Source organism: Polaromonas sp. P1_E3 (genome assembly GCF_056405935.1).
Genome location: NZ_JBFUBD010000010.1, coordinates 17,343 through 32,598, shown reverse-complemented (window position 1 = coordinate 32,598; position 15,256 = coordinate 17,343). Strand labels below are relative to the sequence as shown.

The 15,256-nt window shown below is 65.7% G+C and carries 14 protein-coding genes; 7 read left to right on the top strand and 7 right to left on the bottom strand.

Translation table 11 applies throughout. From position 1 onward, the window contains the following. The first annotated feature begins 60 nt into the window (after positions 1–60). Both AC1D0Z_RS03705 and AC1D0Z_RS03700 read left to right on the top strand, forming a co-directional pair. Complete coding sequence (locus tag AC1D0Z_RS03705) at positions 61–819, top strand: 16S rRNA (uracil(1498)-N(3))-methyltransferase (RefSeq protein ID WP_477656893.1); 759 nt, start codon at positions 61–63, stop codon at positions 817–819. Further along, the gene (locus AC1D0Z_RS03700; protein WP_477656892.1) at positions 816–2,063 is read left to right on the top strand and encodes an MFS transporter; all 1,248 of its coding nucleotides are present in this window, start codon (positions 816–818) and stop codon (positions 2,061–2,063) included. Before AC1D0Z_RS03705 ends, AC1D0Z_RS03700 begins: the two co-directional genes overlap by 4 nt. 89 nt (positions 2,064–2,152) lie before the next feature. Here AC1D0Z_RS03700 and AC1D0Z_RS03695 read toward each other — a convergent pair whose 3' ends face one another. Both AC1D0Z_RS03695 and AC1D0Z_RS03690 read right to left on the bottom strand, forming a co-directional pair. Further along, positions 2,153–3,070: a lysophospholipase gene (locus AC1D0Z_RS03695; RefSeq protein WP_477656891.1), complete on the bottom strand. Its 918-nt coding sequence runs from the start codon at positions 3,068–3,070 to the stop codon at positions 2,153–2,155. 88 nt (positions 3,071–3,158) lie between these two features. Further along, positions 3,159–4,634, bottom strand: coding sequence for a M20 family metallopeptidase (locus AC1D0Z_RS03690; RefSeq protein WP_477656890.1), 1,476 nt, complete (start codon positions 4,632–4,634; stop codon positions 3,159–3,161). Positions 4,635–4,858: 224 nt separating this feature from the next. Here AC1D0Z_RS03690 and AC1D0Z_RS03685 point away from each other — a divergent pair, with 224 nt between their 5' ends. Further along, positions 4,859–5,716 carry a DUF72 domain-containing protein gene (locus AC1D0Z_RS03685; RefSeq protein WP_477656889.1) on the top strand — a complete coding sequence of 286 codons (858 nt, stop codon included), beginning with the start codon at positions 4,859–4,861 and terminating at the stop codon, positions 5,714–5,716. On the opposite strand, the gene asd is transcribed toward AC1D0Z_RS03685, so the two are convergent. Then, positions 5,707–6,561, bottom strand: a complete 855-nt coding sequence (gene asd, locus AC1D0Z_RS03680) for an archaetidylserine decarboxylase (protein WP_477656888.1) — start codon at positions 6,559–6,561, stop codon at positions 5,707–5,709. The two genes, AC1D0Z_RS03685 and asd, sit on opposite strands and share 10 nt — an antisense overlap. A gap of 73 nt (positions 6,562–6,634) precedes the next feature. After that, positions 6,635–6,823 carry a heavy-metal-associated domain-containing protein gene (locus AC1D0Z_RS03675; protein WP_477656887.1) on the bottom strand — a complete coding sequence of 63 codons (189 nt, stop codon included), beginning with the start codon at positions 6,821–6,823 and terminating at the stop codon, positions 6,635–6,637. Positions 6,824–6,984: 161 nt separating this feature from the next. Here AC1D0Z_RS03675 and AC1D0Z_RS03670 point away from each other — a divergent pair, with 161 nt between their 5' ends. The 4 genes from AC1D0Z_RS03670 to alkB all read left to right on the top strand — a co-directional run bounded on the left by AC1D0Z_RS03670 (position 6,985) and on the right by alkB (position 11,358). Beyond that, on the top strand, positions 6,985–9,423 hold the full coding sequence (locus AC1D0Z_RS03670; RefSeq protein WP_477656886.1) for a heavy metal translocating P-type ATPase: 2,439 nt from the start codon (positions 6,985–6,987) through the stop codon (positions 9,421–9,423). After that, the gene (gene cueR, locus AC1D0Z_RS03665; RefSeq protein ID WP_477656885.1) at positions 9,420–9,842 is read left to right on the top strand and encodes a Cu(I)-responsive transcriptional regulator; all 423 of its coding nucleotides are present in this window, start codon (positions 9,420–9,422) and stop codon (positions 9,840–9,842) included. Before AC1D0Z_RS03670 ends, cueR begins: the two co-directional genes overlap by 4 nt. Before the next feature lie 98 nt (positions 9,843–9,940). Beyond that, positions 9,941–10,666 carry a 2OG-Fe(II) oxygenase gene (locus AC1D0Z_RS03660; RefSeq protein WP_477656884.1) on the top strand — a complete coding sequence of 242 codons (726 nt, stop codon included), beginning with the start codon at positions 9,941–9,943 and terminating at the stop codon, positions 10,664–10,666. Between the two features lie 38 nt (positions 10,667–10,704). Next, complete coding sequence (gene alkB / locus AC1D0Z_RS03655) at positions 10,705–11,358, top strand: DNA oxidative demethylase AlkB (protein ID WP_477656883.1); 654 nt, start codon at positions 10,705–10,707, stop codon at positions 11,356–11,358. 15 nt (positions 11,359–11,373) lie between these two features. Here alkB and otnI read toward each other — a convergent pair whose 3' ends face one another. The 3 genes from otnI to AC1D0Z_RS03640 form a co-directional block, all read right to left on the bottom strand. After that, the gene (otnI, locus tag AC1D0Z_RS03650) at positions 11,374–12,207 is read right to left on the bottom strand and encodes a 2-oxo-tetronate isomerase (protein WP_477656882.1); all 834 of its coding nucleotides are present in this window, start codon (positions 12,205–12,207) and stop codon (positions 11,374–11,376) included. 3 nt (positions 12,208–12,210) lie between these two features. Beyond that, on the bottom strand, positions 12,211–14,085 hold the full coding sequence (locus tag AC1D0Z_RS03645) for a SulP family inorganic anion transporter (protein ID WP_477656881.1): 1,875 nt from the start codon (positions 14,083–14,085) through the stop codon (positions 12,211–12,213). A 129-nt stretch (positions 14,086–14,214) separates the two neighbouring features. Further along, positions 14,215–15,252 carry a Cj0069 family protein gene (locus tag AC1D0Z_RS03640; RefSeq protein ID WP_477656880.1) on the bottom strand — a complete coding sequence of 346 codons (1,038 nt, stop codon included), beginning with the start codon at positions 15,250–15,252 and terminating at the stop codon, positions 14,215–14,217. Between the last annotated feature and the right edge of the window lie 4 nt (positions 15,253–15,256).

Sequence of the window (15,256 nt, the reverse complement as noted above, 5' to 3'; positions counted from 1 at the left end):
CAGCTATTAAATTTATAGCATTCACGCCTTTCCAACCTTGCATCCTCCTGCATCCGCACCATGACCGCGCGATTTTTCGCTGACATTGCCCTGGTGCCGGGCAGCACCATCAGCCTGCCGCCGTCGACTGCGCGGCATGTCCAGGTCCTGCGCATGCAGCCCGGCGATTCACTGACGCTATTCAACGGCCAGGGAGACGGGCAGCCCGGCAGCGAGGGAGAGTTTGACGCCACCGTCCAGCGCATGGGCCGCAGCGACGTGGAAGTCCTGGTCGGGGCCTACACCGCGACAACGCGTGAAGCGGACCGGGCCATCCACCTGGCCGTCGCTATGCCCGCCAACGAACGCATGGACTGGCTGATTGAAAAAGCCGCCGAACTGGGCGCCGCCAGCATCCAGCCCCTGATGAGCGAGCGCAGCGTGCTGCGCATCAAGGGCGAGCGCGCCGATAAAAAACTGTCGCACTGGCGCGGCGTGGCCATCGCCGCCTGTGAGCAATGCGGCCGCAGCCGTGTGCCGCTGATCCACGACGTGGCCAGCCTGGCCGACTGGCTGAAAAATATGCCGGACGCGGCGGCTGGCGAAGCCCGCCTGTTGCTTTCGCTGCAGGACGGCGCGCAGCCGCTGGCCCAGGCAGCCCCCGGCAGCGGCGCCCTGGTCTTTCTAAGCGGCCCGGAGGGAGGGCTCAGCCCGGCGGAAGAAAAAGCCGCCGTGGCCGCCGGTTTTATGCCTGTCACCCTCGGGCCCCGCGTGCTGCGGGCCGAAACGGCGCCCCTGGCCTGCCTGTCGCTGCTGACCCTGAACGGAGCCCGTCCGTGAACCGCAACCTCTGGCTGCTGGCCATTTGCCAGGGTTTGTTCCTCACCAACAACGTCACGTTCATTGCCATCAACGGCCTCGTCGGCCTGAATCTGGCGCCGCTGGGCTGGATGGCAACCTTGCCTGTCATGGGCTATGTGGTCGGCGGTGCGTTGTCGACCTCGGTGGTGGCGCACACGCAAAGACGCTTTGGGCGCAAGACCTCATTCCAGCTCGGCCTGCTGGTGGCGGTGGCGTCGGCCCTGGTGTGCTGCTATGCGGCTTACAGCAAAAACTTCTGGCTGCTGGTGGCGGCCACGGTGGTGGCGGGCTATTACGCTGCCAATGCCCAGCTCTACCGCTTTGCCGCCGCTGAACTGGCCCTGCCGGCGTTTCGCGAGAAAGCCATTTCACTGGTGATGGCCGGCGGCCTGCTGGGTGCGGTGGCCGGGCCCAACCTCGCGGCCCGTACCCGGGAACTGACCGCCACCCCTTTCGCCGGCGCCTACCTCGCGCTGGCCGGCGTGGCGCTGCTGTCAATGACGCTGCTGGCCTTCATCCAGTTTCCACCGCCAGAAATCGGCAGCCACGGCCGCCGCGCCGGGCCGCCCCAAGCAAGGCCAGCCCCCTCGGGGGGCAGCGCAGTACACGCAGTGACGAGCGTGGGGGCGCATGAAGGAAGGCCACTTTCAGAGATCATGCGGCAACCGGTCTTCATCGTGGCTGCGGCGGCCGGCGCGCTGGGCTTTGGCGTGATGAACCTCTTGATGGCCGCCACGCCCATCGCCATGCAGGTTTGCGGCCTGCCGTTTTCCAGCGTGGCGCTGGTGCTGGAATGGCATGTGATCGGCATGTTCGCGCCCGGCTTTTTCACCGGCCACCTGATCCGGCGCTTTGGCACCTTGCCCATCATGGCGGTGGGATTGGCCCTTAATGTCGTGTGCGTGCTTATCGCGCTCTCCGGTGTGGAGCTCCAGCAGTTTCTCGCTGCGCTCTTTTTGCTGGGGCTGGGCTGGAACTTCCTCTTCACCGGCAGCACCACGCTTGCGCTCACGGCTTACCGCCCCGAAGAAAAGGACAAGGCACAAGGCGCGCTCAATTTCTGCATTTTTGCCGTCCTGGCGATCTCTTCGCTGGCTTCCGGTGTGCTGGTCACCACACAAGGCTGGACGCTGTTGAACCTGGGGTCACTGCTGCCGCTGGGGTTGACCGCGTGCGCGCTGGCGTGGCTTGCGCTGGATCGGCGCAGATCCCGAACCGCCTGAGGTTCATCGCAGGCTTCGCTGGCGCAACGTGTGTGCTACGAATTTTATAGCTGCTTGCGCACAACCAGCAAGCCCTGTGGCTGTTTTATCTAAAACCGGGCATCCAGCCAGGCCTTGAGCGTATCAAAGACCGGCTCCGGATCAGCTTCATTGAAGAGCTCATGGTAAAGCCCGTCAAAGCAGCGCGTTGTCACGGTTCCGCCTTTGACGGCAGGCGAATTGGCGGCGTTTTCAGCAAAGGCGCGGCTTCCGGCCGGATTGACCAGGCGGTCGGCGCCCGCATACATGAGCAGGGTGGGGGTGGTCCAGCCGGCAGCGGCAGCGACTGTCGCGGGGCCTGCTGTCGCAATGAACTTGCCCAGGCGCGTGGAAATCTTGCGGTGCACCTGCCGGTCGGCCAGATACTTTTTCACGACTTCAGGGTCATGGGAAAGATAGCGCGTGTCCAGCCCGTTGTTGATACACAGGTCCGGCGCCAGCCTGGGCATGACCGCCAGCAGCAGTTTTTGCACGATGCTCAGCCCCGCATCCAGGGCCGGCGATGACATCACGAGGCCTTCCACCCGCCGGATTTTCAATGCCACCAGGCCGCTTGCCACCAGCCCGCCCAGGCTATGGCCCAGCAAAACCAGCGGCAGCTCCGGCGCGTGCCCGGCCGAGGCAGGCGCCTCCAGCAAGCGCTGGCAGCGCAACCGCGTGTCGTCGATCACTTCGGCAAGATCGTCAAGCAGTGCGGTCTCATTGGGCAAGCCGCCCCGCGGGCCGCCTGACTCGCCATGGCCGCGCTGGTCATAGGCACGAACGGCAAATCCCCAGTCGAGCAGACGGCTTGCCACGTGCTCATAGCGGCTGGCGTGCTCACCCAGGCCGTGAACCAGCAGCACCACGGCGCGCGGCGGCAGCGCACGCTGGCCCATTTCGTTAGCCCAGGTGTCCAGCGGCCACTCATAGAGCGCCAGGTTTTCACCGTCACGGGCCGTAAATGGTGCTAGGACCGTGGAATGCATGACACGACGGCCCAAGCCCTGGCTGCAAACCCGGCTGGAAAATGTGCAACCGGCAAAGCGCGGTCAGGAAAAATGCCTTTCACCGAACTCAACCGGGGACGCGGGCCATGACATGGGCGACGGCCGCTGTCAGCTTTTTGGCATAGGGCACGTTGAGGAATTCGTTGGGCCCATGGGCATTGCTCTTGGGGCCCAGTACGCCGCAAACCATCATCTGCGCCTTCGGAAAGCCCTTGCTCAGCATGCTCATCAATGGAATCGTGCCGCCCTGGCCTATGGTGCCGCAGGGCGCGCCAAAGAAACTTTGCGATGCATCGTTGAGCGCATTCTCAAACCACGGCACGGTACTGGGCGCATTCCAGCCGGTGGCGCCGCCGTTGCTTTCAAACGTGACCTTCGCCTGGTAGGGCGCGTTGTCTTCCAGCAGTGCCTTGAGCTCCTGCACTGCGGCGCCGGCGTCGATCAGCGGCGGAAAGCGCAGCGAGAGCTTGAATGCGGTGTAAGGCCGCAGCACATTGCCGGCGTCTTTGAGCGCCGGGAAGCCCTCGGCGCCCGTCACGCTCAACGTGGGACGCCAGGTGCGGTTGAGCAGCGCTTCCACGGGGTCGGTCGTAGTGGGCAAGGCAAACGCACTGGAGCCTTCGCAGTCGTAATGCGCCCACGGAAAGCGCTTGTAGATCTCTTCGCCAAGAATCTTGGCGGTGGCCTGCGCCTGGGCCAGCCGATCGGCCGGAATCTCACAATGAAAACTCTGCGGCAACAGGCGCCCCGTCTTGCTGTCCTCCAGGCGATCCAGCACCTGGCGCATGATGCGAAAGCTCGATGGAACGAGGCCGCTCGCGTCGCCGGAGTGCACGCCTTCGGTGAGGATTTCGACCTTGAGTACGCCGGCTGCATTGCCGCGCAGGCTGGTCGTCAGCCACAGCTGGTCGTAATTGCCCGCGCCGGAATCCAGGCACACCACCAGCGCGACTTCGCCGAGGCGCTCGCGCAGCGCGTTGACGTAGGGCAGCAAATCGTAAGAGCCGCTTTCCTCGCAGGTTTCGATCAGGCCGACGATGCGCGGGTGCGGCACGTTCTGGGCTTTGAGCGCCTGAACGGCGGCGATGCTGGCGTAGACGGCATAGCCGTCGTCGGCGGCGCCACGGCCGTAGAGCTTGCCGTCCTCGTACTTCGCCGTCCAGGGGCTCAAGTCATTGCGCCAGCCGGTGAATTCGGGTTGCTTGTCGAGGTGGCCGTACATCAGCACGGTTTGCGTCGAATCGGCGCGCGTGGCCGGAATCTCGAAAAACAACACAGGGGTGCGGCCTTCAAGGCGCACGATTTCGAGTGTCAGGCCCTCCACTTTTTGCGCCTCGACCCAGGCCGCCGCATTGCGCATCACCGTGTCGATATAACCGTGCTGCGCCCAGTCGCTGTCGAACGTGGGGGACTTGGCAGGAATGGCGATGTAGTCAGTGATCTGTTTGACGATGTCGCCGTCCCACTGGGCCGTCACTTGGGAAAGGGCCTGGGCGGCGTTGAGGATGCTGGCGGGGATTTCGCGGTGCAGGGGGGCGTTCATGGGAGGGCTCCGAGGGAAATTGTCGGCTTTCAGGGCGGCTTTTGGCCGCGGCAGCTGCTACTGTACGCTTCCGACACAGACCGCGCCACCGGCCAGGGGAAGACCCGCAATTGGAGAATTCGACCTACAGCGCCCACGGCCGGCGGGAGCAAAGATAAATTTCCAGTTCTCCACGGGATTTGGACAAGAGAACGAACCAGCGACCAGCACGCCACGGAGCCGCCATGACACCAGCCAGCCGCACCCCCACAAACCCTTCCGCACCGGCCAATTCCCGCATCCGCGCGGGTGTAGGCGGCTGGACCTATGAGCCCTGGCGCGACAACTTCTTCCCGCCCGGCCTGCCGCACAGCCGCGAGCTCGAATACGCGAGCCGCCGGCTGAGCGCCATCGAGGTCAACGGCACCTACTACGGCACGCTCAAGCCGGCCAGTTTCAAGAAGTGGCATGACGAGACACCCGACGGCTTTGTGTTTTCCCTCAAGGCCACGCGCTACGCCACCAACCGCCGCGTGCTGGCCGAGGCCGGCGAGTCCATCCAGCGCTTCACGGAAAGCGGCATCAGCGAGCTGGGCGACAAACTGGGCCCCATCGTCTGGCAGTTCATGCCCGGCAAGGTGTTTGAAGCCGGGGATTTCGAGGCCTTCCTCGCGCTGCTGCCCAAGCAGGTGGACGGCCGGGCACTGCGCCACGTAGTCGACGTGCGCAACGAAAGTTTCATGTCGCCCGACTACCTCGCGCTGGCGCGTCGTTACAAGGTGGCCACCGTATTTACCGATGCCGACAAATTCCCGTCCTTCGCCGATCTCACAGGCGACTTTGCCTATGCCCGCCTGATGATGAGCGACGCAGGCCTGGAAACTGGCTACGAGGAAGGCGCGCTGGACGCCTGGGCTGAACGTGCAAGGCAATGGGCAGGAGGCGACGCGCCGGCCGACTTGCCGATGCTGGAGGATGCGCCATCGCAAGGCAAGCCGCGCGACGTGTTTGTGTATTTCATCAACGGCGCCAAGGAGAGGGCGCCGGCTGCGGCGATGGCGTTTTTAAGCCGCCTGGGCTTTACGCATGCAGATCAAGCGTAAGACGCCATGGCCTCGCCGAGCCGCACTTCGCGGCCGGGCGCCCACTCCGGGTTGAAGCGCAGCGGCCCTTTGGGAAACAGCATGACGACGGTGGAGCCCAGCAGGAAGCGGCCCATTTCTTCGCCCTGCTTCAGGCGGATCGCGGAAGTCGGCTCATCGGGGTAGTCCCATTGCCGTACCACCTTGCCGCGCGGCGGGTTGACGACGCCGTGCCACACCGTGGCCATGCTGCCGACAATCGTCGCGCCGACGAGCACCAGCACAAAGGGCCCGCGCGCCGATTCGAAGACGCAGACCACGCGTTCATTGCGCGCGAACAGCCCCGGCACGCCGCGCGCGGTGACGGGGTTGACGGAAAACAGCTCGCCCGGCACGTACACCATGCGCACCAGCCGGCCGTCGCAAGGCATGTGGATGCGGTGGTAGTCGCGGGGGCTCAGGTACAAGGTGGCAAAGTGGCCGTCCTGGTAGTGCGCGGCCAGCGCCGCATCACCGCCCACCAGCGCGGTGGTGGAATAACTGTGGCCCTTGGCCTGGAAGATCTGGTCTTTTTCGATCACGCCGAACTGGCTGACGGCACCGTCCACCGGCGAGATCAGTTCGGCATTTGCCAGCGGGCGGGCGCCGGGCTTGAGTGCGCGCGTGAAGAAATCGTTGAAGGTGAGATAGCTGGTGATGTCCGGGTTGAGCGCCTCGTCCATGTTGACCCGGTACTTGGCGACAAAGCGGCGGATGATTTCCGTGGTCACCCAGCCGCGCTCGCGCGAGGCCACGAAACCGGCGAAGGAAGTCAGCGCCTGCTTGGGAAACAGGTACTGGGGGAGGACGGCGAATCGGTCGGACACTAGGCGGCTTGAAGGGTGGAGGAAGGGCCATTCTATCGATGCCCAAACGCCACCGCCGTCGTCCGAAGGCGACTTACTGTGCGGGATAACCCGCTTCGGCGAGCGCCGCCGCCACCGCCTGCCGGTCTTGCGAAGACTGCACCACGACCTTTTTGGCAGCCAGGTCTACGCTGACCTGCGCGGCCGGGTCCAATGACTTGACGGCCTGGGTGATGGCGCCGGCGCAGTGGCCGCAGCTCATGGCGGGAATGTTGAATTCCATCGAAGGTTCCTTGGGTTTGTTAAAGGGTTTGAACAGGAGTGGAGTCTGAACCTTCCCATGGGGGCAGGGTCAAGCCACCCCGGCCAAATCCCGCTCCGCGCCCGGGGCTATTGTCGCGAGGGCTTGACCCTCCCATGGTGGTAAGGTTCAGACTTCCCCTCATGAACACCAGCTCCTCCTTCAAAACACCTTCAGCCGCGGCCGCGCTGGCCGAGTGGCGCTTTCCCGTCCAGGGCATGAGCTGCGCCTCCTGCGTGACACGTGTGGAACGCTCGCTGGCCGATATCCCCGGCGTCCAGGACGTCAGCGTCAATTTTGCGACCGAACAGGCCAGCCTCAAGGCGCGCGCCGATGTCGGCATGGACACGCTGAAGGCCGCCGTCGCGAAAGCCGGTTACAGCGTGGCTGAGCAATCCCTGCAACTCAAGATTGACGGCATGACCTGCGCTTCCTGCGTTTCGCGCGTGGAAAAGGCCCTCAGGCAGGTGCCAGGCGTGCTCTCGGCCAGCGTCAACCTGGCGACCGAAACCGCCGAAGTCAACGTGGCGGGCAACGCCGCCATACTGCCGGCGCTGGTGGCGGCAGTGGCCAAGGCCGGCTACCAGGCGAGCGAAATCCCCGCTGCCGGCGCTCGCGTGGGCAAAACTGCCGCCCCCTGGTGGCCCATCGCGCTGGCGGCCGTCCTGTCGGCGCCGCTGGCCCTGCCCATGGTGGGCACGTTCTTCGGCAGGGACTGGATGCTCGATGGCTGGCTGCAGTGGCTGCTCGCCACGCCGGTGCAGTTCTGGCTGGGCGCGCGCTTTTACCGTGCCGGCTGGAAGGCCTTGCGCGCCCGCACCGGCAATATGGACTTGCTGGTCGCCCTGGGCACCTCGGCGGCCTACGGCCTGAGCGTCTACCAGTTGCTGCGCCATGGCGGCCACGGTATGGCGCACCTGTATTTCGAGGCTTCGGCCGTGGTCATCACGCTGGTGCTGCTGGGCAAGTGGATGGAAGCGCGCGCCAAGCACCAGACTACCGCCGCGATACGCGCGCTGCAGGCGCTGCGCCCTGACACCGCGCGCCGCCGCCGGGGCGGGAAAGATGAAGATGTCGCCCTGCAGGAGATACAGGTCGGCGATTTGGTCGTGGTGCGCCCCGGCGAACGCATCGCGGTGGACGGCGAGGTCGTCGAAGGCGCCACCCAGGTCGACGAGTCCCTGATCACCGGCGAAAGCCTGCCTGTGGCGAAGCACGCGGGCGATCACGTGACCGGCGGCGCGGTCAATGCCGAAGGCCTGGTCGTGGTCCGCACCACGGCCATAGGTGCGGAGTCCACGCTGGCCCGCATAGTGCGCATGGTGGAGTCGGCGCAAGCCAAAAAAGCGCCGATACAGCGGCTGGTCGACCAGGTCAGTGCAGTCTTCGTTCCCGTGGTCATAGGCATTGCCCTGATCACGCTGCTGGGCTGGGGCCTGGCGACGCAAAACTGGGAAGCCGCCATCCTGAACGCCGTCGCCGTGCTGGTGATCGCCTGCCCGTGCGCGCTGGGCCTGGCCACGCCCACCGCCATTATGGTGGGCACCGGTACCGCCGCCCGCCAGGGCATCCTGATCAAGGACGCCGAGGCGCTGGAGGTGGCGCACAGCGTCAGGGTCGTGGCTTTCGACAAGACCGGCACATTGACCGAAGGCAAACCTGAGCTGGTGGCGCTGGAGCCCCATGGCATCACGAACCATGAACTGCTGGCCTGGGCCGCGGCGATCCAGTCGGGCAGCGAACACACGCTGGCCAAGGCCGTGATGCGGCGCGCGGCGGAGCAGTCGCTCAAGGTCCCCGCCGCGACGCAGCTGCGCGCCGTGGCGGGACGCGGCATGGCCGCCGTGGTGGCGGGCCGCGAACTCCGGCTCGGAAGCCCGCGCTTCATGCAGGAGCTGGGCCTGGACCTCGACGCGTTCACCTCGCTGAAGGCCCGCGCCGTGGAACTCGAAGCCCAGGGCCGCACCGTGTCCTGGCTCGCCGATGTCTCCAGTGCGCCCCAACTGCTCGGGCTGCTGGCCTTCGGCGACACGCTCAAAGCCAGCGCGGGGGCCGCCATTGCCCGCCTGCACGCACTGGGCATACAGACCGCCCTGGTGACCGGCGACAACCGCGGCAGCGCGGAAACCGTGGCGCGGCAACTCGGCATCGACATCGTGCACAGCCAGGTGCTGCCGGAGAACAAGGCCGCCATCATCGGGCAACTCAAGGCCGGCGTGCAGGCAGAGGGCGGGCGCGTCGCCATGGTCGGTGACGGCATCAACGATGCGCCGGCGCTGGCCGCCGCCGACGTGGGCATCGCGATGTCTACCGGCACCGACGTGGCCATGCACGCGGCCGGCATCACGCTGATGCGCGGAGACCCGGCGCTGGTCGCCGGCGCCGTCGACATCTCGCGCCGCACCTACGCCAAGATACGCCAGAACCTGTTCTGGGCCTTTGTCTACAACGTGGTCGGCATCCCGCTGGCCGCGCTGGGCCTGTTGAGCCCCGTGATTGCCGGCGCCGCCATGGCGCTGAGCAGCGCCAGCGTGGTGATGAACGCGTTGCTGCTGCGCCGCTGGAAAGGAAACACCCCATGACCGACACCACAGGCACCATTGACATCGGTCCGCTCAACATCGGCCAGGCCGCCGCGCGATCGGGTGTATCGGCCAAGATGATCCGCCACTACGAGTCGCTGGGCCTGCTGCCCACAGTGCACCGTACCGACGCGGGCTACCGCCAGTACGGCGAGAAAGAGGTGCACACGCTGCGCTTCATACGCCGCGCCCGCGATCTGGGTTTCAGCATGGCCGAGATCGCCGAGCTGCTCAAGCTGTGGCAGAACAAGCGCCGCGCCAGCGCGGACGTCAAGCGCATCGCCCTGGCCCACGTGGCCGACCTGGAGCGCCGCATCGCCGAGATGGAGGCGATGAAGCAGACTCTGGGCCACCTGGCCCATTGTTGCCAGGGCAACAGCCGGCCCGACTGCCCTATCCTGAGCGAGCTGGCAGCGTAAACCGTTGAATGAAATGTCCGATTACGGCGAGCGAAAGCCAGCCGCCGGATTTATCCTGAGGGTGTTGATGGCGCTTCCATCGCCTCACGGACTGCCGCATGCCACCTCTTTCCAGAACACTTTCTCTGTTGCCCGCCGACACGGATGACTGGGCCGCCACCACCGCCGCACTGAACAGCCATGGCAACGCTGTGCTACCGCAATTGCTGAGCGCACGGGAATGTAAAGCCGTGGCCGGTTTGTACGCCGACACGCATCATTTCCGTAGCCGCGTGGTGATGCAGCGCCACGGCTTCGGCCAGGGCGAATACCAGTACTTCAGCTACCCACTGCCCGACATCGTCGCCCGGCTGCGCGCGTCGCTCTATCCGCGGCTGGTCGGCGTGGCCAACGCCTGGAACGAAGCCATGGGCATAGACGTCCGCTATCCGGCCGACCACGCGGATTTCCTGGCGCGCTGCCACAAAGCCGGCCAGCAGCGCCCCACGCCACTGCTCTTGAAATATGGGCCCGGGGATTACAACTGCCTGCATCAGGACCTGTATGGCGAGCATGTGTTTCCCCTCCAGGTTGCGGTACTGCTGTCGCGCCCGGGGGAAGATTTCACCGGTGGCGAATTTGTGCTGACCGAGCAGCGCCCGCGCATGCAGTCGCGGCCCGAGGTGGTGCCGCTCACGCAGGGCGATGCCGTGGTGTTCGCCGTGCACCATCGGCCGGTGCAAGGCAGCCGGGGTTTTTACCGGGTCAACATGCGGCACGGCGTGAGCACGGTGCGCAGCGGCCATCGCCACACGCTGGGGATTATTTTTCATGATGCGCAGTGAGCTGGCCGCCCGCGCACGCAAGGAATCAAGGAGATGGTTTGAGTCTGGGGCTTTTTGATGACGCGCTGCCACCTTATGCCGCGCCCGAGGTGATCGCACCGGGCGCAGCGCTGCTGCGCGGTTTTGCGCTTGATGTGGATGAAGCCTTGCTGCAAGCGGTGAAGAGCGTGATTGCAGCCGCACCATTTCGCCACCTGGTCACGCCGGGCGGCTACACCATGTCGGTCGCGATGAGCAATTGCGGTGCGCTGGGCTGGGTCTCAGACCGCAGCGGCTACCGCTATGACGCGAAGGACCCGCTGTCGGACAAGCCCTGGCCGGCCATGCCGGGCTGCTTCGCCGAGCTGGCATTGCGCGCTGCGGCGGAAGCGGGCTTTCATAATTTCCGGCCCGACGCCTGCCTGATCAACCGCTACGAACCCGGCGCGCGGCTTTCGCTGCACCAGGACAAAGACGAGGGCACGCTGGACGCGCCCATCGTGTCGGTGTCGCTGGGCCTGCCGGCGGTGTTCCTGTTCGGCGGTTTGAACCGCGGCGACAGGCCCGTGTGCTACCGCTTGCAGCATGGCGACGTGGCGGTGTGGGGCGGCCCGTCGCGGCTGGCCTATCACGGCGTGGCGCCGCTGGCCGAGGGTGAGCATTCGCGCCTGGGCAGGCAGCGCATCAATTTGACGTTTCGCTGCGCACGCTGAATACCGCGAACGCGCTCAGGCGCGTTCGCGAACTTTTTTCAACCAGCCCAGCCCGGCTGGCGTCGCACCGGCTTGCGCGCCGCGCAGCGGTTTGTATTCACATCCCACCCAGCCGCTGTAGCCGAGTTCATCAAGCAGTGCAAAAAGGTAGGGGTAGTTGATTTCGCCGACGTCCGGCTCGTTGCGGCCGGGCGCGCCCGCGATCTGCAGATGGCCGACATGGCCCGTGGGCAGGTATTTGCGCAGCTTCATGGCCAGGTCGCCTTCGACGACCTGGCAGTGGTACAGATCCATCTGCACCTTGACGTTGGCCGCGCCCACTTCGCGGATGATTTCATGCGCGTGGTCTTGCCGGTTCAAAAAGAAACGCGGAATGTCGCGCGTGTTGATGGGCTCGATCAGCAGGTCCACGCCCACCCTGGCGGCCAGCTCGGCGGCCTCGCGCAGGTTGTTCACGTAGGTAGGCTGCACCGCCTCGCGCTCCATGCCGGCGGGCAAGATGCCGGCCATCACGTGGATGCGCGGGCAGCCCAGGGCCTGTGCATAGTCCAGAGCAATCGCGATGCCGGCGCGGAACTCTGCCTCATGGCCGGGCAGGCAGGCCGTACCTTTTTGCGAGGAAGCCCAGGCTTTCTCGATACCGGCGGGATCCACGCCGCCCGGCGGCGCGTTAAACAACACCAGCTGCTGGCCGTGCCGCTGCAGGATGGCTTTGAGCTCCTGCGGCGTCCAGGTGTAAGGCGAGAGAATTTCCACGGCCCTGAAGCCGTCGCGTGCGGCCGCGGCAAAACGCTGCTCCATCGGAAGCTCGGTGTACATCCAGCTGAGGTTGGCTGCGAATTGGGGCATGGTTCAGGCGGGAGTGTCGGGGCCGGGTGCGGTTTTGCATTCCCAGAATATCCGCGCGGTGCAACGCCGGCAAATTTCAGGGTCCAGCTTGTTGAAGATGGTGGAGATCGCAGTGAACTTGTCAGGGAACTGGTGTTCCGTGCCGAGCACGCTGGTGAACCCGGTCTTGCGCCACATACGGATGACTTCGGGACGCGGCCGGTGAAAGTACAGGTCACCGCCCATGGCGCGACGCGCGGCCAGTTCGGCCTCCCACAGCTCGGCGCCGGCCAGGTCGATGAAGTTCATGCTCTTGCCCATGACCAGCAGGTGTTTTTGCGGCTGGGGCTGGGTGCGCAGTGCGTGCAGGATGTCGGCCACGTGCTGGGTCGCGCCGAAGTAGACCTCGCCCTCCATGCGCAGCAGCTTGAGTTGCGGGCACTCAGGCAGTACTTCGCGTGGCGTTTCTTCGGGCCGATCAGTGCTCGCATTTTTTTTGGCTTCCAGCCCCGCGTCGGGCGAGTTGTCTATCACCACGAACTGGCGGTCCAGCCCGCGGCTGTCAAAACCCATGGTGCGCATGGCGGGCTTGGACGTGCGGTAGAGGAAGGACATCAGCGACAAAATCATGCCCAGCAGGATCGCAATCTCCAGCCGTATGGTGACCGTGGCCATCATGGTGGCCAGCGCCACGCCGAAATCGCTGCGGCTCAAAGTGAAGAGCTGGCGCCAGCGCGCGGCGTCGAGCAGTGCGAGGGCCACCAGCACCAGCAGCGCCGCCAGCGCGGCCATGGGAATCTGCGCCAGCAACGGCGCGCTGACCGCCACCAGCGCCAGCAGCAGCAGGGCCGAAAATACAGAGGCCAGCGGCGTGCGCGCACCGGCTTCCAGATTGGGCATGGAGCGGTTCATGGAGCCGCAGGAGACATAGCTCGAGAAAAACCCGCCGACGATGTTGGACAGGCCCTGGCCGCGGAATTCGCGGTTGGCATCTATGCGCTGGCCCGAGCGCAGCGCCACGGTCTTGGCAATTGAAATCGCCTGGCCCAGCGCGACGATGGTCAGCGCGAAGGCCAGGCCGATGAGGTCGGCCGCCTGCGCCCAGCTGATGCGCGGCACTTCAAAGCGCGGCCAGGGCACAGGGATCTGCCCGACAGTTCGCAGCGAGGCCGACGGCGTGGCTTCCGGGTGCAGGAAACGGCTCCATGCCCAGGCCAGCGCGGTGGCCACCACCAAACCGATCAGCATGTAAGGCCAGTTGCGGCGCAGACGGCGCAGCAGCAGCGCCACGGCCAGCGTGATGGCGGCGATGCCCAGCGCCAGCGGCTGGGCGGCACCCAGATGCGTGAGCACGTGCCCCAGCACGGCGGCGGCGCTGTGTTCGGGCGCGGGTGCCAGGCCCAGCAGGTCGGGCAGCGCGTGCACGCCGATCAGTAGCGCCGCGCCGGATGTAAAGCCGAAGAGCACGGCCGGGGAGATGAAGTTGGCCAGTACGCCCAGGCGCAGCGCGCCTATCAGCCACTGCATGACGCCGACCATCACGGTGACGGCCAGCGCGAGCTGGATATAGAGCGGGCTGAAAGCCATGGCCAGCGGCGAGAGCATGGCGAACAGGGCCAGAGAGTTGGCGTTGGTAGGGCCCGACATAACGTGCCGGCTGGAGCCGAACAGCGCAGCGATGATGCAGGGAATCACGGCGGTGTAAAGGCCGTAGGCCGGCGGCAGGCCGGCCAGCGTCGCGAAGGCAATGCCTTGCGGCAGCACCAGCACCGCGCCCAGCAGGCCGGCCATCGCGTCGGCCCGCACGGTGGCGAGCGAGACCTCGCGCACCCAGTCGCCGAACAGGCGCTCCAGGAGCGGAATCGATGACCGGGGTGCGTGGGCGGCTGAGGGTTCCATCACGAAGGCTTGAGCATACCGCGCCGGGCGTGAGGACCGCTCCCGGCGAGCACGGCGAGCATGCCGTTCAAGCCAGGACGGGCAGGCGCAGCAGCAGGCACGCCGAGGCCGAAGCCGCGATCACCTGGGTCAAATCCGCTCCAGACGACGTTGCACAGCCAAAACCAGTGGCTGAATTGCGGAGTCCGGGAACGGCGCTACGCTGCTGACGTTGATCTCGCAAAGCACAAAGCGCTCAGAGCCATCGGCAAGGGGCTCACCGAACATGAAGTCGCAATCCCAGAGGAAGGGAAGCTGCTCGCTAGAAAGGCCGACGCGTGCGCGAAGCAACTCGACCCACCCGGTCTCAAGCCGTTCTTTCAGAAACTGGAACTGCGGGAGATCGGCGGCGTAGTAGAGCCTCGGGCCGGACGACGGTGCCGGCTCCCCAGGCCTGGAAGGGTAGAGCGCGTTCACCGACTGGTGCCCAAACCCCTCGACGCGATCCTCCACCAGGTAGGCGCGCACCATGCCTTCCACCAAGCGCGCTTGCCATGCCTGGTCGATCATGTGCCCGCCATTCGTCGGCTCGAAGTACGGAGCCAGTCTTGCCAGAAGCGCCGGAAGCTCCATCAGCTCCTCGTCACCGCCACGCTGGGCGTGGCGCACACGCAGGCATGCGGGTGTGCCGGTGGGGCTCTCCAGTTCCACACGCCAGACACCGATCCCGCTGTGTCCCCGGTATTGCTTGAGCACCCGTGGGCCCTGGCGGAGCCGTTCCGGCAATTCGGCCTCAAGCTGTTTGAGGCTTTCGATCCGGCAAACGTCGCTGCCGAACGGGAGATCGCGCGTGTGGAACAAGACGTCTTTGGTTCCCAGCTTCAGGATGGTCTCGGGGTGCGCGCTGACCACAACCCCCGAGTCGGCAACCCGCCGCAGCATGGCGTCCAGGACATCCCGCCTTCGTCCGCCTTCGATGGGGTTGCACCAGGTCAGCGCAAGGCGGCAGTCGCGCAACTGTGCCTCCACTTCCTCGGCGAAGGCGTCGTTGTACACGGCCGGGACGGCGGTGACTCCGGCGCTCGCAAACGCCTCGAACAAGGCGGCAAAGCGGCTTTCAGCGGGATCCGCGCGGTCCCGCATGGCGCGATCGCCGGGGTAGAGCAATGCGACGGAAGGTCTGGACATGATC

Bases quoted from the DNA above. Each gene is read 5' to 3' on its own strand.
- cueR (WP_477656885.1), top strand. From the start codon at position 9,420: ATGACCGACACCACAGGCACCATTGACATCGGTCCGCTCAACATCGGC.
- AC1D0Z_RS03640 (WP_477656880.1), bottom strand. From the start codon at position 15,252: ATGTCCAGACCTTCCGTCGCATTGCTCTACCCCGGCGATCGCGCCATG.
- AC1D0Z_RS03705 (WP_477656893.1), top strand. From the start codon at position 61: ATGACCGCGCGATTTTTCGCTGACATTGCCCTGGTGCCGGGCAGCACC.
- AC1D0Z_RS03685 (WP_477656889.1), top strand. From the start codon at position 4,859: ATGACACCAGCCAGCCGCACCCCCACAAACCCTTCCGCACCGGCCAAT.
- AC1D0Z_RS03645 (WP_477656881.1), bottom strand. From the start codon at position 14,085: ATGGAACCCTCAGCCGCCCACGCACCCCGGTCATCGATTCCGCTCCTG.
- AC1D0Z_RS03670 (WP_477656886.1), top strand. From the start codon at position 6,985: ATGAACACCAGCTCCTCCTTCAAAACACCTTCAGCCGCGGCCGCGCTG.
- AC1D0Z_RS03690 (WP_477656890.1), bottom strand. From the start codon at position 4,634: ATGAACGCCCCCCTGCACCGCGAAATCCCCGCCAGCATCCTCAACGCC.
- otnI (WP_477656882.1), bottom strand. From the start codon at position 12,207: ATGCCCCAATTCGCAGCCAACCTCAGCTGGATGTACACCGAGCTTCCG.
- AC1D0Z_RS03675 (WP_477656887.1), bottom strand. From the start codon at position 6,823: ATGGAATTCAACATTCCCGCCATGAGCTGCGGCCACTGCGCCGGCGCC.
- AC1D0Z_RS03660 (WP_477656884.1), top strand. From the start codon at position 9,941: ATGCCACCTCTTTCCAGAACACTTTCTCTGTTGCCCGCCGACACGGAT.
- AC1D0Z_RS03695 (WP_477656891.1), bottom strand. From the start codon at position 3,070: ATGCATTCCACGGTCCTAGCACCATTTACGGCCCGTGACGGTGAAAAC.